General features: G+C 69.3%; 14 protein-coding genes, 2 tRNA genes and 1 pseudogene. 12 read left to right on the forward strand and 5 right to left on the reverse strand.

The window, feature by feature from the left end; translation table 11 throughout:
* The first annotated feature begins 40 nt into the window (after window positions 1-40).
* Window positions 41-3,961 carry an RICIN domain-containing protein gene (locus tag EDD31_RS09270; RefSeq protein WP_123303896.1) on the forward strand — a complete coding sequence of 1,307 codons (3,921 nt, stop codon included), beginning with the start codon at window positions 41-43 and terminating at the stop codon, window positions 3,959-3,961.
* A gap of 75 nt (window positions 3,962-4,036) precedes the next feature.
* Here the strand turns inward: EDD31_RS09270 and EDD31_RS15120 are convergent.
* Window positions 4,037-4,891: pseudogene (locus EDD31_RS15120) on the reverse strand (LysR family transcriptional regulator); the annotation flags it as partial.
* 83 nt (window positions 4,892-4,974) lie between these two features.
* Here EDD31_RS15120 and EDD31_RS09285 point away from each other — a divergent pair.
* A complete protein-coding gene (locus tag EDD31_RS09285; protein ID WP_148058916.1) occupies window positions 4,975-6,132 on the forward strand; it encodes an MFS transporter in 1,158 nt (385 codons plus the stop codon).
* Here EDD31_RS09285 and EDD31_RS09290 read toward each other — a convergent pair.
* The 4 genes from EDD31_RS09290 to EDD31_RS09305 form a co-directional block, all read right to left on the reverse strand.
* Window positions 6,113-7,525, reverse strand: a complete 1,413-nt coding sequence (locus EDD31_RS09290; protein WP_123303899.1) for a S1C family serine protease — start codon at window positions 7,523-7,525, stop codon at window positions 6,113-6,115. The genes EDD31_RS09285 and EDD31_RS09290 overlap by 20 nt on opposite strands.
* Before the next feature lie 84 nt (window positions 7,526-7,609).
* A complete protein-coding gene (locus EDD31_RS09295) occupies window positions 7,610-9,046 on the reverse strand; it encodes a HAMP domain-containing sensor histidine kinase (RefSeq protein ID WP_123303900.1) in 1,437 nt (478 codons plus the stop codon).
* The gene (locus EDD31_RS09300; protein ID WP_123303901.1) at window positions 9,025-9,720 is read right to left on the reverse strand and encodes a response regulator transcription factor; all 696 of its coding nucleotides are present in this window, start codon (window positions 9,718-9,720) and stop codon (window positions 9,025-9,027) included. Before EDD31_RS09300 ends, EDD31_RS09295 begins: the two co-directional genes overlap by 22 nt.
* Window positions 9,721-9,914: 194 nt before the next feature.
* Window positions 9,915-10,901, reverse strand: a complete 987-nt coding sequence (locus EDD31_RS09305; RefSeq protein WP_123305375.1) for a quinone oxidoreductase family protein — start codon at window positions 10,899-10,901, stop codon at window positions 9,915-9,917.
* A 126-nt stretch (window positions 10,902-11,027) separates the two neighbouring features.
* Between EDD31_RS09305 and EDD31_RS09310 the strand changes: the two genes are divergently transcribed.
* The 10 genes from EDD31_RS09310 (at window position 11,028) to EDD31_RS09355 (ending at window position 15,595) form a co-directional block, all read left to right on the forward strand.
* The gene (locus EDD31_RS09310; RefSeq protein ID WP_123303902.1) at window positions 11,028-11,540 is read left to right on the forward strand and encodes an Asp23/Gls24 family envelope stress response protein; all 513 of its coding nucleotides are present in this window, start codon (window positions 11,028-11,030) and stop codon (window positions 11,538-11,540) included.
* A 129-nt stretch (window positions 11,541-11,669) separates the two neighbouring features.
* Window positions 11,670-11,852 carry a hypothetical protein gene (locus EDD31_RS09315; RefSeq protein WP_123303903.1) on the forward strand — a complete coding sequence of 61 codons (183 nt, stop codon included), beginning with the start codon at window positions 11,670-11,672 and terminating at the stop codon, window positions 11,850-11,852.
* Entirely contained in the window at window positions 11,849-12,229 is a 381-nt protein-coding gene (locus tag EDD31_RS09320; protein WP_123303904.1) for an Asp23/Gls24 family envelope stress response protein, read from the forward strand. Before EDD31_RS09315 ends, EDD31_RS09320 begins: the two co-directional genes overlap by 4 nt.
* Window positions 12,226-12,789, forward strand: coding sequence for a DUF6286 domain-containing protein (locus EDD31_RS09325; protein ID WP_123303905.1), 564 nt, complete (start codon window positions 12,226-12,228; stop codon window positions 12,787-12,789). Before EDD31_RS09320 ends, EDD31_RS09325 begins: the two co-directional genes overlap by 4 nt.
* Window positions 12,789-13,394: an Asp23/Gls24 family envelope stress response protein gene (locus tag EDD31_RS09330; protein ID WP_123303906.1), complete on the forward strand. Its 606-nt coding sequence runs from the start codon at window positions 12,789-12,791 to the stop codon at window positions 13,392-13,394. Before EDD31_RS09325 ends, EDD31_RS09330 begins: the two co-directional genes overlap by 1 nt.
* Before the next feature lie 88 nt (window positions 13,395-13,482).
* Entirely contained in the window at window positions 13,483-14,076 is a 594-nt protein-coding gene (locus EDD31_RS09335) for an RNA polymerase sigma factor (RefSeq protein ID WP_123303907.1), read from the forward strand.
* Between the two features lie 59 nt (window positions 14,077-14,135).
* A complete protein-coding gene (locus EDD31_RS09340; protein WP_148058917.1) occupies window positions 14,136-14,801 on the forward strand; it encodes an Asp23/Gls24 family envelope stress response protein in 666 nt (221 codons plus the stop codon).
* Window positions 14,794-15,159, forward strand: coding sequence for an Asp23/Gls24 family envelope stress response protein (locus EDD31_RS09345; protein ID WP_123303909.1), 366 nt, complete (start codon window positions 14,794-14,796; stop codon window positions 15,157-15,159). Before EDD31_RS09340 ends, EDD31_RS09345 begins: the two co-directional genes overlap by 8 nt.
* 133 nt (window positions 15,160-15,292) lie before the next feature.
* Window positions 15,293-15,374, forward strand: a tRNA-Tyr gene (locus tag EDD31_RS09350).
* 148 nt (window positions 15,375-15,522) lie between these two features.
* Window positions 15,523-15,595, forward strand: a tRNA-Thr gene (locus EDD31_RS09355).
* The last annotated feature ends 1 nt before the right edge of the window (window position 15,596 follow it).

The following is a 15,596-nucleotide window of genomic DNA, read 5'->3' on the forward strand; positions in this document are numbered from 1 at the left end:
CAGCGCAGTGCTGGCGGACGCTTCAACGGAAGGATCTGCGATGACGAAGACTCCACCGTGGCGCAGGGGGATCGCGCTGGGCGCCGGCGCGGCGCTCGCCGCCGGCACCCTGCTGGCCGCCGAGACCGGCACCGCCCCACCCGCTCAGGCGGCGCCCGAGAACGTGACCGTGACACCGAACCCGTGGTACGCGGGCGAAGCTTTCGAAGGCTGGGGCACCAGCCTCGTGTGGATGGCCAACGCCACCGGCGGGTACCCCGACGAACTCCGCGAGGAGCTCTACGAGCTCACCTTCGGCGAGGACGGCCTCCGACTGAACCTCGCCCGCTACAACATCGGCGGCGGCCACGCCTCGGATGTCACCGACTACCTGCGCCCCGGCGGTGCCGTCGAGGGGTACTGGGCTCCGGATGAGACCGGCGATCTCTACGGCGTGCCCACCACGGTGGAGAACCGCGACGAGGTCCTGCAGGCCTGGGACCCCGACGATCCGGAGCACTACGACTTCACCGCGGACGAGACCCAGCGCTGGTGGGTGGAGCGCCTGGTGGCCGATGACCGGATCGACCACTGGGAGCTCTTCGCCAACTCCGCGCCGTACTTCATGACCGAGAACGGCTACGTCTCGGGCGGGTTCAGCGCCACCGATGAGCAGCTACGCCCCGAGGCGATGGAGAAGTTCGCGAGCTACCTGGTCACGGTGGGGGAGTTCCTCGAAGCGGAGTACGGCCTTGAGGTCGACACCATCACTCCCTTCAACGAGCCCAACACCAACTACTGGTCCACCTGGTTCGGCGACGACGGCGACAACCCCGTCGGCGGGCGCCAGGAAGGCATGCACGTCGGGCCGCAGCGTCAGGTCGACATGATCGGCGTCCTCGACGATCGGCTCGCCGGAGCCGGCACCAACGCCGTGATCTCCGCGATGGACGAGACCAACCCGGGCACCTTCGTGACCAACTGGAATGCCTACACCCCCGAGGCTCGCGCGGCGGTCGGCCAGATGAACGTGCACACCTACGGCACCGGCAGCCGGCGCGTGGTGCGAGACCTCGCCAAGTCCGCCGACACCCCGCTGTGGATGAGCGAGATCGAGGGCAGCTGGGTCTCCGGTTTCAATCCACGCCCGATCGAGAACGGCCTCGGCATCGCCGAACGGATCCAGAGCGACCTGCGCGAGCTCGAGGCGAGCGCCTGGGTGCTTTGGCAGCCCATCGAGGATCTCTACAACATGGAACCCACCGGGGAGAACCTGAACTGGGGCTCGATCTTCGTCGATTTCGACTGTGTCGAGCAGCCTGACGGCGTCTGGCGCTCCGAGCGTCGCGTGGCGGACGCCGGCGGCGACTACGCCTCGGTGGAGGCCTGCGCGATCACCCTGAACTCGAAGTTCGGGGCGATCCAGAACTTCACGCACTTCATCGAGCCGGGGGACCGGCTCGTGCCGACTGATTCCACGGCCACGACTGCGGCGATCGACGGCGACAGCCTCACCCTGGTCTACCGGAACACCGCCGCCGAGGAGCGGGACGTCACCGTCGACCTCTCCGGCTTCACGACGCTGGCTCCCGGCGCCACTGCGCAGACCTTCACCACCACCGAAGGCACCGACGAGGACCCGGTGGCCAACGCGCTCGTGCCCGGCGACGTCGTGGCCGTGAACGGCGATGCCACCGTGCGCGTGCCAGCCCGCTCCATCACCACGATCGTCATCGACGGCGTCTCCGGTGCCGTGGAGACGGTGACCGACGGCGCGGACTACCTGCTCACCGGCGTCGGCAGCGGCCACTCGCTCACTGTGGGCGACGGCGACCACGCCACCGTCATCGAGCCCGCCGGGACCACCGCCGACGAAGCAGCGGCCCAGGTGTGGACCTTCCACGAGGCACCCGAGGGGGCACGCAGTGACGTGCGGCCCTACGTACTCACCGCAGCTGACGGGCGCGTGCTCGGCGCGACCGGGGCCGGTACGGACCTGCGCGAGGTGAGCGTGGCTGAGGGGGCCACGCAGGCCCAGACCCGATGGATGCTCACCACCGAGGACGGGCAGACCTGGTCGCTGGTCAATGAAAGCCTCAGTCAATCGCTCGAGGTCAACGGTCAATCCACGACCGCCGGCGCTCAGGTGGGCACCTGGACCTCTGGTGGCGGGGCGCACCAGCGCTGGGAACTGCGTGACACCGCAGCGACCGGTTTCCAGCCGGTCGAGGTCAGCACGCTGGTGGGCGTGGAGCCCACTCTTCCGGGCAGTGTGGTCCCGCTGTACTCCTGGGGCGCGGGCCAGCCCGCGGAGGTCACCTGGGACATGCCGGATCCGCAGGCCTGGGAGAGTGCCGGTGAGGTCGTGGTCCCCGGGACGGCCACGGACGTGTACGGCAATGAGATCGCGGCCGAGGCCACGGTGGTCGTGGGCAGCTTCACGGTCACCGATCCGGTCTCGCTCACCGTGCGCCAGGGCGTGGGCGTGGACACGGTGGCCCAGGCGGCCCCGCAGACCGTGCCGGCGCGCAGTGGTGCCTCGTTGCTCACCTTCCCCGCCGAGGTCGAGTGGGACTTCTCGGCCGTGACTCCCGAGCAGTTCGGTGACATCGGCGTGGTCTCCGTGCCCGGTGTGGCTCGCTCCAATGCGCAGGAGGAGGACCTCTCCGCGATGCTCTCGATCATCGTGACCGAGCCGGTTCCCGTGAATATCGCGCGCTGGGATACCACCACCGCCTCGGCCACGTTCACCGAGCCCGGGTACTCCGTGGAGGACACCCGCAACGGCATCCTCGACGACAAGGCCTGGTCGAACTGGGTGAGCGGCACGAAGAACGAGTCCGACACCCTGAGCTACGAATTCGCCGATGTCGAGGACCTCGACTCGGCCACGGTCCACTTCTACCGCGACGGTGACCACGAATCCTGGCCCGAGGACTACACGGTCGAGTACCGCGACGTCGACGGCGAGTGGCACACGGTGCCCGGCCATGAGGAGGCTGTTCCGGTCGACGATCCCGCCGAGGGAAGCGCCGCGCCGGTGGCCGAGGTCGATCTCTCCGAGGTTACGGAGGCGACCGGGCTGCGTTTCGTGCTGAACGCTGCGCCTGACTCTTTCATGGTCGTCTCCGAGATCGAGATCATGGCGCTGGGTGCCGGTGTCGGATCGGTGGCGGATCTTGCCGATCTGCGGCTCGACGGCTCCACCGTTCCGGGCTTCGACCCCGAGGTGCCCGAGTACTCGGTGACCGTGGCAGGTGCACGCTTCCCCGTCATCACCGCCTTCGGCGTGGACGAGGCCGCCTCGGTCGAGATCGAGGCGCCGACACCGGAGTCGCCCACCGCCGTGGTGCGCGTCACCTCCGCCGACGGCGAGAACGCACGCGAGTACTCGGTGGAGATCGAACGCCAGATCGCTCTGCTCGAACCCGTGGTGATCGGTGAGGTCGTCGAAGGCTACGGTGTCGCGGCCTATGCCGAGACGGATCCACAGGATGCGGAGCTGAGCTACCAGTGGATGCTGGACGGAGAGCCGCTGGCCGGCGCGACGTCCGCTGCGGTGGAGATTCCGGCCGGCAGCGCCGGTTCGGAGTTGCAGGTGCTGGTGCAGGCCACCGCCGAGGGCTACCTCGGAGCCGAGGCGCTCAGTGCGGCCGCGGTCATCGCTGCGGCCGACGATGGGGACGACGGCGCTGGCGACAACGGTGGCGGTGGGGACGACGGCGCTGGCGACAACGGCGGTGGTGGTGACGACGGCGCTGGTGGTGACGATGGCGCCGGCGGTGACGACGGTGCTGGGGGCGACGATGGCGCCGGTTCCGGCGCGGACGACAGCGCGCCGGGCGCACCCCAGACGCCAGGAGCTCCCGGCAGCATGCCGGTGACCGGCGTGAGCAATGCCGGGCCGCTGCTGGCCGTAGTCAGCGTGATGCTGCTGGCCGGTGCGGCGCTGCTGTTCACCCGGCGGCGGCTGAGCGCGTAACCCCCGCAGGGGGCCGATGGCAGCATCCACCGGCCCCCTGCCGTCTCGCGGCGTTGTCGCCCAGAGGTCGCGCAGAGCGCCCATGACCGCTGCGACAGCGGGACTCAGGCGCCGGCGCGGATGCGTGAGCACACTGACCTCGCAGGCGGGCAGCGCAGGGCCCCACTGCTCGACGAGTGTGCCGGCACTGAGCTCTTCGGTGACGCTCACTGTGGGTAGGACCGTCCAGCCCAGGCCGACTGATGCGCACCGTTTGATGGCCTCGATGCTGCCGAACCGGGAGCATCGCACGGCTCCGCCATGATGGCGGAGCTCATGGAAGATCGCGTCCGCGTAACCGCAGCCTTCGTCGACGAGCAGCGCAGGCTGCTGCGCGAGTTCGGTCCAGGTGAGCTGCTCTGCCGCAGTGGCGGCCGGCTCGGCGAGGAGGGCGAGAGGTTCGCGACCGAGACGGGTCACCGACAGCCCGGTCGCGGGTAACTCCGGCTCCAGGGTCAGCGCCAGGTCCGCCCGGCCACGCCGGACGTCATCCGCACCGCGAACAAGCCCGCCAGGGCTGAGCCAGACGTCGATGCCGGGCTCCGCAGAGCGCAAGGCGGCGACCAGTTCGGGTATCCGGTAGGTGCAGAGGGACTCCGGAGCGATGAGGCGCACCGTGCCCTGGGGTCGCTGATCAGTCGTGTGGCTCGCCTCGCGAAGACGGGCCTCGGCGTCCAGGATCTCTTCCAGAATCGGGATGGCGCGCGCCCCGGCTTCGGTCACCCGGGCTCCGGAGGGAAGCCGGTCGAGCAACGTGCAGCCCAGAGATGCCTCGAGCTTCTGCACGTGGGCACTCAGTGTCGACTGCCGGTACCCGAGTTCCAGCGCCGCCTCGGTGTAGCTGCCCAGCTGCGCCACGGCGAGGAAGCTGCGGAGAACCCGGGTGTCCATGGCTGTACCTATCGCATTCGTCGATTGATGTGATCGGAAGTCATCGTTGGACACGATATCGGGTGGTGCTCCAGCGTGTCCGCGTGAACGTTCCCGCTGCAGAACAGGTCCCGGCACACCGCGCTCGAGTGTTCGCGATGGCACTGCTCCTGGTGGTGACCTTCCTTGGCTTCCTCAACTACTCGGCGTTGCTCGCCGTCGTGCCCCTGTGGGCCTCTGAGGGTGGCGCCGGAAGCGCCGCTGTGGGAGGGGCCACGGCAGTGATGATGGCCGCCACCGTGCTGACCCAGTGCTTCGCGCCGGTGCTGTTCCGCCTGGCTAGCCTGCGCCTCTTGATGGTTCTCGGCGCCATGCTCCTGGGCCCGATCGCCTTGGTCTACACGGTCTCCGATGCTCTCTGGGTCATCCTTTCGGTCACCGCTGTGCGTGGCGTCGGGTTCGCGCTCATGGTCATCGCCGGTGCCACGTTGGCGGCCGACCTCGCCCCACAAGGGCGCGTGGCCGCCTCGGTCTCGCTCTACGGGGCAGCCGCGGCTCTCCCGAACCTGGTGGCGCTCGCAGGGGGAGTCTGGGCGGCCGGCACCTGGGGCTTCGGCGTGGTCTTCAGCATCGCCGCGGGAGCCGGGTTGCTCGCTGCGCTGCTGTCTCTTCTGCTGCCAGGCCACTTGCGGGGACGTGCGTCCTTGTCGTCACTGTCCGGTCAGCGGGCCATGCTCGGCCCGCTGACGTGTTTGGCGCTCGTCGCAGCAGCCTTCGGCGCCACGACGACCTTCCTCCCCCTCTCCGGGCCTGCCGTGTCACAGACGTCATGGGCCCTCTTCGTGGCGTCCGCAGCCATGGTGGCCGGGAGGCTGGTGGCCGGGGCGCTGGGTGCACGTCTGGCGGCGGGACGGATCCTCACGATGTCGGTCCTCGTGGTGGCCGCTGGACTGGTGATCACCGCTCAAGCGCTGGAGGGGCCGCTGGCGATCCTTCTGCTCGGAGCCGCGCTCACCGGAGCGGGCTTTGGTGCCTGCCAGAACGATTCCTTTGTCACCCTCGTCCACCGACTTGGACCCGCTCACACGGCCACCGCCAGCACGGTGTGGAACATGGTCTACGACGGCAGCATCGGAGCTGGTGCCTTCCTGCTGGGCTGGGTCATCGGTGCCGCCGGTTACGGCGGAGCCTTCGTGATCGCAGGACTGAGTACGGCGGGATTCGCTCTCCTGAGAGCGTGGCTCAGCGCTCCGCAGCGCTGAGTGTGGCCTGCAGCGTGATCTCCTCGCCTCCGCGATCCACCGTGAGGTCGACCTCCTGCTCCGCGGGGTACTCCCGGATCACGGCAGTCAACGCCCGGGAGTCACTGATGCGGCGCCCCTCCACGGCGGTGATCACATCGCCGGGTTCCAGTCCGGCGCCGTCGGCAGGAGATCCGGCCTCCACCTCTGTCACCAGTGCCCCCGCAGTGAATCCTCCGCCGCTGGATGTCTGGCCGGTGCCCGAGACGATGTCCTTGTTCACCGCGGCGTCGGGGGAGGCATCGGCGGCGAGCACTCCGAGCAGGCCGTGGGAGGCCTCGCCCGAGGCAATCAGATCCTCGGCGATCCGCTGGGCGTAGTCGCCGGGGATGGCGAAGCCGACCCCGATCGAGCCTGCGGTTTCGCCGGTTGAGGCGATGGCCACGTTGATGCCGACGATCTGCCCGTGGCCGTCGACCAGCGCGCCGCCGGAGTTGCCCTGGTTGATGGAGGCATCGGTCTGGATGACGTTGAGGAAGACGCTGCCGGCCGAACTGGGCCGGGCGCTGCCGGGCAGGTCGTTCGGGGTGCCGAACTCGAATCGTTCGCGGCCGTCGTCGCGCGGCTGGTCGCCTGTGGGTTCGTCCACTGCCGCCGAGGCCACGGTGATGGTGCGGTCGAGCGTGGAGATGATGCCGGTGGTCACCGTGCCGGAAAGTCCCAGCGGGGCGCCGATGGCGATGGCCTCGTCGCCGACCTGCAGGTCTCCGGAGCTGCCGAAGGTGGCCGGGGTGAGGTTGAGCTCCGCGGCGTTGTCGAGCTTGATGACGGCGAGGTCCGAGAGGGGGTCGGTCCCCACGATCTGGGCGCTGGTGGACGTGCCGTCATCGAGCTGCACGGTGATCTGCCCCTGCGAGCTCGTCCCGCCGAGGGTGACCACATGCGTGTTCGTGAGCACGTGGCCTTCCTGGTCCAGGATGATGCCCGACCCGGAGCCGCCCGCCGAACCGGCGGAGACGCCGAGCGTGACCACTGAAGGGGACGCGATCGCTGCGGCACTGGCGACGTCGGCATCGGCGCCCGGCAGGCTCGCCTGCTCGATCTGCGCGCTGTCCGCGCTGCCCGGCACACTTTCTACGTCCGAGGCCGACAGCGCGGTCAACGCTCCGGCTGAAGCGGTGCCGCCGAGAACCGCAGCCGCCAGCGTGCAGGCGACGAGGGCGGGCCAGCCGAAGCTGCGGCCCGAAGGCGGTGGCGGGGGTGGGGTGGGCGATGTGACCGGAGCGCTGGCGAACGGTGAACCCGACGGATCATGTGGCCTGGCCGCGTTGTGCTCCTGCGAGAACAAGGGGCCCTGGGGTTGCGGTGGCGGGAAATGCGGGGGCTGGTGGGCGGGGGAGTGGAACTCAGACATGGCCTGTCCCTTCACGTTGATGGTCGGTTCCCCTCAGCGTGACGGTCCTGCCTAAGGCGACCCTAGGAGCGGGATAAGAAACTCTTAGGTGCGCCGGCCCGCCGGACCAGGGTTCGGCGGCAGCTGATCCGTCGTCTCCGCGCTGCGAAGTGGCCAGTGCACGGTGAAGCGCGCGCCACCCTCGGCCCGATTCTCAGCCGTGGCACGGCCGGAATGCATGGCCGCCGCTTGCGCCACGATCGCCAGGCCGAGGCCCGAACCATGGCGATCCCGTGCCCCAGCGCCGCGGAAGAACCGCGTGAAGAGCTTGGGGATCTCCTCCTCACGCAAGCCGGGGCCGGAGTCCTCGACTGTGACCGAGACGTGGTCATCGGCCTGGCTGAGGTAGACCTCCACCAGGCCACCGGCCGGGCTGACCTGGACGGCATTGCGGACCAGGTTCGCCACGGCGCGTTCCAGGGCCACGGGGTAGATGGTCGCGACCAGCGGATCGCCGTGCACCCGTACGTCCACCTCTGGGCGTAAGCGCCGGGTCCGTCGCACAGCTCGTTCCACGAGGGACCGCAGGTCAGTGCGCTGGGGTAGCTCCGAGCTCTGGTCACCCTTGGCCAGGGTGATGATCCCGTCCACCTCGTCATTCAGCGCTGCGACCTGTGTGTCCAGGTCGCGCAGCAGCTCCTGGCGCTCCTGCGGGGGCAGGGCCCTGCCCGGGTCGAGCTCGGAGCGGGCCAGGAGACCGAAGTCGTTGCGCAGCACTGCCAGGGGGGTGCGCAGCTCGTGGCTGGCGTTCTCGACCAGCTCCCGCTGATCACTGCGGGCACGATCCAGGGCGGCGAGCATGGCGTTCACCGAGCCCGCCAGCCGGGTGATCTCGTCCTCGCGCGCCGATCCCAGTTCGATCCGCTCGCTCAGATCCTGCGTTCGTGCCACGCGCTCGGTGGCCGCGGCCAGGCGATTGACCGGCCGCAGGCCCGCGCGCGACACCAGCCAGCCGAGCACCGCCGCAAGTGCGATGCCCGCCGCCGCGATCCCCGCCAGGGACCAGCCCACCGAGCTCAAGGTGGCATCGACTGCCGCCAGTGGATGGAAGAGCCGGAGCACCGTGCCGTCCGGGGCGCTCGCCGTCACCACCCGGTAGCGCTCGCCCTGCAATGACAGGGTGTCCAGGCGGGCGCGCTCCGTGGCTGGTGCCGGCGGCAGAGTAGCCCCGGGAGCATCCAGCGCGGTGGTCAAGGGCCCGAAGGTGATCTGGTGGACGACACCGGTCGGTTCGATGATCTGCACGCCCACTGGATCGGACTGCACCATCTCGGTCAGCTGCAACGCCGAACGTTGCGCACCCAGCGGACCTTGGGCCGCCGCGACGATCTGGTCCACCTGGCGAGCGCGGTCCACCAGACCGTCGTCCAACTCATCCATGATGGAGGAACGCACCAGCCACCACGCCGCCGAGGCTGCCACGGCGATTGCGAGGGCGACCGCCACTGCGGTCAGCAGCGTCAGTCGTTGGCGGAGGGACATGACGGCAGTCTCAGGGTGTAGCCCACGCCGCGCACGGTGTGGATCACGCGTTCGTCCATGACCGCTTCGAGCTTGCGGCGAAGGTAGCCGATGTAGACGTGCAGGGAGTTCGAGCTCTCGTCGAGGTCTGCACCCCACACGGCATCGAAGATCTGGCTGCGAGTGAGCACCTGACGCGGATGGCGCAGGAAGGTCTCGAGCAGCGTGAACTCCGTGCGGGTCAGCACCAGCGGCTCCCCGTTCACGGTGACCTGCCAGGAAGACGGATCGAGCCGGATCGGCCCGAAGGTCAGCGGTTGATCGTCGGCAACCTCCACACTGCGCCGCAGCAGGGCACGTAGCCGGGCGAGGAGCTCCTCATAGGCGAAGGGTTTGACCAGGTAGTCGTCCGCCCCGGCATCCAGCCCGGCCACGCGGTCCTCGACCTCCCCGCGGGCGGTGAGCAGAAGGATCGGCAGCCGGTTGCCGGAGGAGCGGATCGCGCTGCACAGCTCCAGGCCGCTCATCCCGGGCATCATCACGTCCATGATGACGGCGTCGGGCCGGCTCACCTCGAGCAGTTCGAGCGCTTCCTCGCCGCTGGCTGCGGGGATGGCGTGGTAGCCCTCGAAGCGCAGCGATCGAGCAACAGAGCGCAAGAGGGCCTGTTCGTCATCGACGAGAAGGATCCGCATCCCGCTCATTATCCTCGTGGTACCTAAGACGGCGTTAAGAGGAAGGTGGCGCGGATTCGGAGGCCACTCGCGCGGCCTGGCGTGAGCGGTGGCGCCGGTTGCGTCCGTGATGGGGGAGAGTAAGTGTCGTTAGGTGCCAGTTTCTCTCCCCAATGAGCCAGGTAGGAACCAGGCAGCCCCAGCGACGCCCACGGTCAGGGAATCAGCAGGACCTTGCCGGTGGTCTCCCGTCCTTCCAGCGCGCGGTGGGCGGCGGCGGCCTCGGCGAGCGGATAGCTCGCTCCTACTCGCAGGTCGACCACGCCGTCGCGTACCCAGCCGGAGACCTGCTCCCAGCGCTGGGAGCGCTCCTGCGCCTCCACCAGGAAGTGGAACATCGACGGCCGGGTGAGGAAGACCGAGCCCGCCCGGTTGAGCCGCTGTGGGTCCACCGGCGGAACCGGGCCGCTCGCGGCACCGAAGAGCACCAACGTGCCGCGCCGCCGCAGTGCCGACAAGGAGGCGTCGAAGGTCGACTTGCCCACGCCGTCATAGGCCACGTGTACGCCCTGCTCGCCGGTCAGCTCGCGCACCACCGCCGTGAGTTCCGCTGTGAGGTCATCGAGCTGGTCGTAGCGGATGACGTCCGCTGCCCCGGCCGCGAGGGCGAGTTCCTCCTTCTCGGCGGTGGAGACCGTGGTGATCACGCGCGCCCCACGGTCAGAGGCCACCTGGGTCAGCAGGGAGCCCACGCCGCCAGCGCCAGCGGTGAGGAAGACGTCGTGACCGTCCCTCAGCTCGAAGGCGCCGTCGACCAGCATGCTCACGGTCAGGCCCTGCAGTGGCAGCGCAGCCGCCGTCCGCACGTCCAGTCCGGCGGGGATGGGGAGGGCCTGGCTCTGCTCGATCACCACCAACTCGGCGTAGGAGCCCGTCACGGACGCCGTCCACGCCACCAGATCCCCGATGGCTACGGTGTCCACCCCCTGGCCCAGTGCGACCACCTCGCCGGCGCCTTCGCCTCCGGGCCGAAAGGGGTGCTGGACCGGGTAGAGGCCACTGCGCTGGTACGTCTCGACGAAGTTCAGCCCGACTGCCGCCGGACGCACCAGCACCTGGCCTGGGCCGGGCTCGGGTTCCGGCACCTCCACGAGCTGCAGCACGTCCGGTCCGCCGGCTTCCTGAGCTTCGATGGCGCGCATGGCGCCCATTCTAAGGGGGGAGCATGGCGAGTGTGCCGGGCCTCACAGAAATTCGGTGTGACGAATGGATCGAACGTGGCGTCCTTTCCTATGTCAGCTCGTTAACACCGATTGGAGAGACAGATCATGTCGCAGAACGTCATTCCCGCTACCGGCGAAGAGCGCGAGAAGCAGGACGAGCGCGCCGCGCGCGAATTGGCGGAGCGCCCCGAGCCCAAGCAGCTCGACGCCCTGCACACCGAGCACGGTGACACGGCGATCGCTGAAGGCGTCGTGGCGAAGATTGCGGGCATCGCGACTCGCGAGGTGCCTGGCGTGTACGCGATGGGTAACGCCGCCCGCCGCGCTTTCAACGCTCTCACGCAGCGCGTCCCCGGCGGCCAGACCAGCGTCACCGGTGGGGTGTCGGTGGACAAGGGTGAGCGCCAGACCGTCATCGAGATCGCCGTCGTCGTCGACTACGGCGTATCCATCGTCGCGGTCAGCAATCAGATTCGCGAGAACGTGATCTCCAGCGTGGAATACGGCACCGGCCTCGAGGTCGTGGCGGTCCACGTCAACGTGACCGACGTGCACCTTCCGGAAGAGGACACCGAGGGTGGCGTTTCCTCCTCCGCTCGCACTGAGGAACTGCAGTAACCCTGCATTCACGAATTTGCCGAGACCCGGGCCCGGATGGTGCGGGCCCGGGGTCCCGGCACCCTGCATCAGCAAGGCTTCAGCGCCGCGCGTGTCCGCCACGGCCTGAATCAGAGAGGAATTCGCCCCATGTCCCGCATCACTGTTGGTTTATTCGTCGGACTCATCCTGGGACTGACCGCAGCCTTCGGTTCGTTCAGTTCCTTCATGATCGTCCTGGTCTTCGGCGCTGCCGGGATCCTGATCGGCTTGGTCCTGGAGGGGCGCATCGACCTCCAGCAGCTCATCGGGCGCGGCACTGACCGGCGATGAGCGCCCCGGCACGCGAGCGCGGCTCCCTGACCGTCGCTGAACGGGTTGCGCGCAAGATCGCGGCACAGGTGGTGTCCGAGATCGCCGGAACGTACGGCACCACAGGTGGTGTGCTCGGCGTCGGCGCGACGGCCGACAGCGGCGCACGCCCGGAAGTCGACGTCGAGTTCTCCGCCGGTTTCATGGACGTCGCGGTGAAAGTTGGCCTGGCCTATCCCACCTCGATCCAGCAAGCCACCGCGCGCATCCGCGACGAGGTGACCCGCCGGGTCGCGGAGCTGACCGGGATCGCCGTGCACCGCGTCGATATCGACGTCACCTTCCTGCACGCACGCACCGGAAAGTCTGGATCCGGAGCACCGGAGGCACTGCTATGAGTACCAAGTTCACCGCATTACGCCGCCGTTCGCGGCGATGGGTGCCGGCGACGATCTTTGCCTTCATCATGCTCGCGCTCGGCTCCTGGCTCACTGCCGGTGCGATCATGCGCTGGATCGATGGGCAGTGGCCGGTCTTCACCCGCCCCGTCATCGACGCCGCTTCTGCGGCCACCTGGGAAGGCGATCTCACGCGCGCAGTGGTGATCGGCATCGGGGTGGTGGGTGTCATCGTCCTGGTGATCGCGATCCTGCCCGGCGCACCGCGTCTCAGCAGCCTGCGGCGTCCCGGCGCCGTCGCTGCGGACGCCCGGCTCGTAGTCTCGCGGCGTGGGCTGGCGCGTCTGGCCGCTGCTGCCGCGCACCGCGTGGACGGTGTCCAGCAGGTCGCCGCCAGCGTCTCGGGTCGTTCTGTCAGCATCCGCGTGGTGACCCCCACCCGTCAGGACACGTCCGAGCTGCGGCAACGCGTCAAGGACGCCGTCAGCGCCCGGCTCACCGAGGTGGGCGTGGAGCCAGCTGCGCGCGTTCGCGTCAGCGCTACCGTGAAGGAGATCTGATGCGTCGCGCACCGACTCGGCTCAATCGATTCGCACTGGCCCTGATCGGGCTGAGCATGATCCTCGTCAGCCTGGTCGGCGTCGTGATCGCTTTCAACCTCAGCTCCCAGCTCCCTGACCTGGGACTGCCCTGGCCGGGTTCGGATCAGGCGGTGCTCCCGGAGGGCGAGTGGCGCGCCGAGCCCTGGCTGCCCGGCGCGCTGGCCGCACTCGGTGTGGTGGTCGCCGTCCTCGGCCTGATGTGGCTCATCGCCCAGCTGCCGCACCCGCATTCGGGCCCACCCTTCCGCCTCCACGACAGCGCCGAGCGCGGCCTCACCCGCGTGGCGCCGGAGGTGCTGGTGGCGGCGGTCGAGGAGCAGGCCCGCGCCCTTCCCGGTGTGCACGGCGCCTCGGCGGCCGTGTACGGCATGGCAGCCCGGCCGGAGATCGCCCTGCGGCTGTCGGTGGTCGACAGCGTTGACCTCGCGCGGACCCTGGCCCAGGTCGAGAACGAGGTCGTGGCCGGCGTGAGCACAGCTCTGGACAGCCAGGTCGAGCAACTGTCGGTGGTCATCGACGTTGACCGGCGCTCGAACCGATCGGCCAGCGAGATCACCCTGTGACAGTGCGCAGGCGGGTGGGTGTGCCCGGCGATAGCGTGAGGAGCGCGCTCGCCGGGCCGCCGGCCACCGGGAGCGAAAGGAGGAGGGGATGACCGCCGAAGGTCTCGCGGACCAGGCATTCGGGGACGTCGCCGAGGCCACGGTCGTCGGTCGCGCGCAAGACGGCGACCTCGATGCCTTCGAGTCACTGGTCCGTCACTACCAAGGTCCCCTGTTCCGCTTGGCCCTGCGTCTGATGCGCGATCGAGGCGACGCGGAAGACGCCCTGCAGGACGCCATGGTGCAGGTGTGGCGCAAACTGCCGGCCCTGGACGATCCACAGGCCTTCCGGCGCTGGATCTACCAGATCATGACGCGCCGCTGCATGAGTGTGCTCCGCACGCGCACGCGACAAGGGGTACAGCCTGCGCAGGAGGACGAGCTCGATATGGCACTGACAGCCCAGCGCGGTACCGGTGAGGACCCGGCTGTGGTGGCGGCGCAGCGGGCGCAGCTCAGGGATCTGAACGACGCCCTCGCGCTCTTGCCCGAGGACCAGCGCGTCTGCTGGGTGATGCGAGAGCTGCACGAACTGTCGTATGCCGAGATCGCCTTCGCCACCAACCTCACTGAGGCCACGGTGCGCGGGCGACTGATGCGGGCGCGGCGGAACCTGTTGAAGGGAATGGACGCATGGCGATGACACCTGGCCCGAGTGGCCTCCCCCCAGAACCCCCCAGCTCTGGCACCCCCGGCTCGCCCGTGAGTGGCCCTCGGCCGGCACCGGTGGTCACCGACGATCTCCGTCTGGAGTGCGGGCGCGACATGGACGAGCTCTGGGACGGGCTGGGCGAGCCCGCTTCCAGTCATGAGCGCACCTGCCCCGCCTGCCGGCGAGCGCGCGCGGCCATGGCCCCACTGGCCAAGGCGACCTCTCAGCTGCGGGCGCAGGAACATGAGGAGCCGGCCTGGGAGCCAGGCCCGCAGGTGCTGTCGCGCGTGATGGCAGTGGCTCGCGCCGAGGTCCGGCGGAGCAAGCGACTCCCGCTCGATGAGCCCGAGGGTGCTGTGGCTCCCCCAGAACGTGCACCGCTGACGGTGAGCGAGCAGACCGTCGCCGCCGTGGCCCGCCGGGCCGCCGACAGCCTGGCGGAGGTGCAGGTGCGGCGCAGCCGGGTTGAGCTCGCCCGTGCCTCCAGTGCGGCGACGGGATCAGCCACCGCCGCTGTGGCAGCGGCAGGCGGGGGCCCCACACCGCCGAGGCCGGCGCGCGTCGCCGTTTCCTTGCAGATCAGCGTCGCACTGCGGGCGGCGATTCCCGACATTGCCCGGCAGGTGCGCGAACGGGTCCGGCAGGCCATCACCGCCGAAGTGGGCGTCGAGACCGTGGTGGTAGACATCAACGTGCAGGGAGTCCACGATGCCTGAGCTTGAGCAGCACCACGACGAGACCGCTGCCGCCGCGCCAGATCTCGCACTGCGGCGCGCCGTCGTCGCCGAGGTGAACGAGGTGCCGGGCGTGGCCCGTATCGAACCCGGGCTTGCCGGCGCGATCCGTTCCTGGCTGAGCGCGGCACCCGAGCACGAGATCGGCGTCACGCTGCGTGACCGGCGCGCGTCCGTCACGGTGAACGTCGCGATCCGCGCCGGATACCGGGCGCGTGATGTTGCCCGGGACGTGCACGAACGCCTGGCGGCGGTGGTGCAGGAGCAGGGATTGGCGCCGGGCGACCTGGAAGTTTCCGTGCTCACTATCGAGCCTGCCCAGCCGCCGCGCGGCGAGTAGTGCACGAACGGCCGGTGAACGGTGGGGCGGCCGCGGTGGGGGAGTGTGACGATCCTCGCCAGGCCTGGCACCGCCCGGCGGCGCGAGCACGCTCTGAGGCTTGCTAGAGTTCCCACTGCGCATTTGCGCACCCGGCGGGTTGCCCGAGCGGCCAAAGGGAGCTGACTGTAAATCAGCCGCGTCACGCTACACAGGTTCGAATCCTGTACCCGCCACGGATCGGAACGGTGAGAGATCACCGGACCGACGGCGTCTGGTGGTCCCGTTCTCGGGTCCGGTTCTGGCGTTGTGAGTGGACTCACCTGGTTCCAGGGGGCTGCGGATTTCCCGCAGTCTGCCGCACCGGGTAGGCTCATCTGCGCTGCCCCGATAGCTCAGTCGGCAGAGCGTCTCCATGGTAAGGAGAAGGTCAAGGGTTCGATTCCCTTTCGGGGCTC

It is taken from the genome of Bogoriella caseilytica (assembly GCF_003752405.1).
In the GTDB taxonomy this organism is placed as follows: domain Bacteria; phylum Actinomycetota; class Actinomycetes; order Actinomycetales; family Actinomycetaceae; genus Allobogoriella; species Allobogoriella caseilytica.

Bases quoted from the DNA above. Each gene is read 5' to 3' on its own strand.
- EDD31_RS09300 (WP_123303901.1), bottom strand. From the start codon at position 9,720: ATGCGGATCCTTCTCGTCGATGACGAACAGGCCCTCTTGCGCTCTGTT.
- EDD31_RS09335 (WP_123303907.1), top strand. From the start codon at position 13,483: ATGACCGCCGAAGGTCTCGCGGACCAGGCATTCGGGGACGTCGCCGAG.
- EDD31_RS09295 (WP_123303900.1), bottom strand. From the start codon at position 9,046: ATGTCCCTCCGCCAACGACTGACGCTGCTGACCGCAGTGGCGGTCGCC.
- EDD31_RS09270 (WP_123303896.1), top strand. From the start codon at position 41: ATGACGAAGACTCCACCGTGGCGCAGGGGGATCGCGCTGGGCGCCGGC.
- EDD31_RS09310 (WP_123303902.1), top strand. From the start codon at position 11,028: ATGTCGCAGAACGTCATTCCCGCTACCGGCGAAGAGCGCGAGAAGCAG.
- EDD31_RS09325 (WP_123303905.1), top strand. From the start codon at position 12,226: ATGAGTACCAAGTTCACCGCATTACGCCGCCGTTCGCGGCGATGGGTG.
- EDD31_RS09330 (WP_123303906.1), top strand. From the start codon at position 12,789: ATGCGTCGCGCACCGACTCGGCTCAATCGATTCGCACTGGCCCTGATC.
- EDD31_RS09315 (WP_123303903.1), top strand. From the start codon at position 11,670: ATGTCCCGCATCACTGTTGGTTTATTCGTCGGACTCATCCTGGGACTG.
- EDD31_RS09290 (WP_123303899.1), bottom strand. From the start codon at position 7,525: ATGTCTGAGTTCCACTCCCCCGCCCACCAGCCCCCGCATTTCCCGCCA.
- EDD31_RS09345 (WP_123303909.1), top strand. From the start codon at position 14,794: ATGCCTGAGCTTGAGCAGCACCACGACGAGACCGCTGCCGCCGCGCCA.
- EDD31_RS09305 (WP_123305375.1), bottom strand. From the start codon at position 10,901: ATGCGCGCCATCGAAGCTCAGGAAGCCGGCGGACCGGACGTGCTGCAG.
- EDD31_RS09320 (WP_123303904.1), top strand. From the start codon at position 11,849: ATGAGCGCCCCGGCACGCGAGCGCGGCTCCCTGACCGTCGCTGAACGG.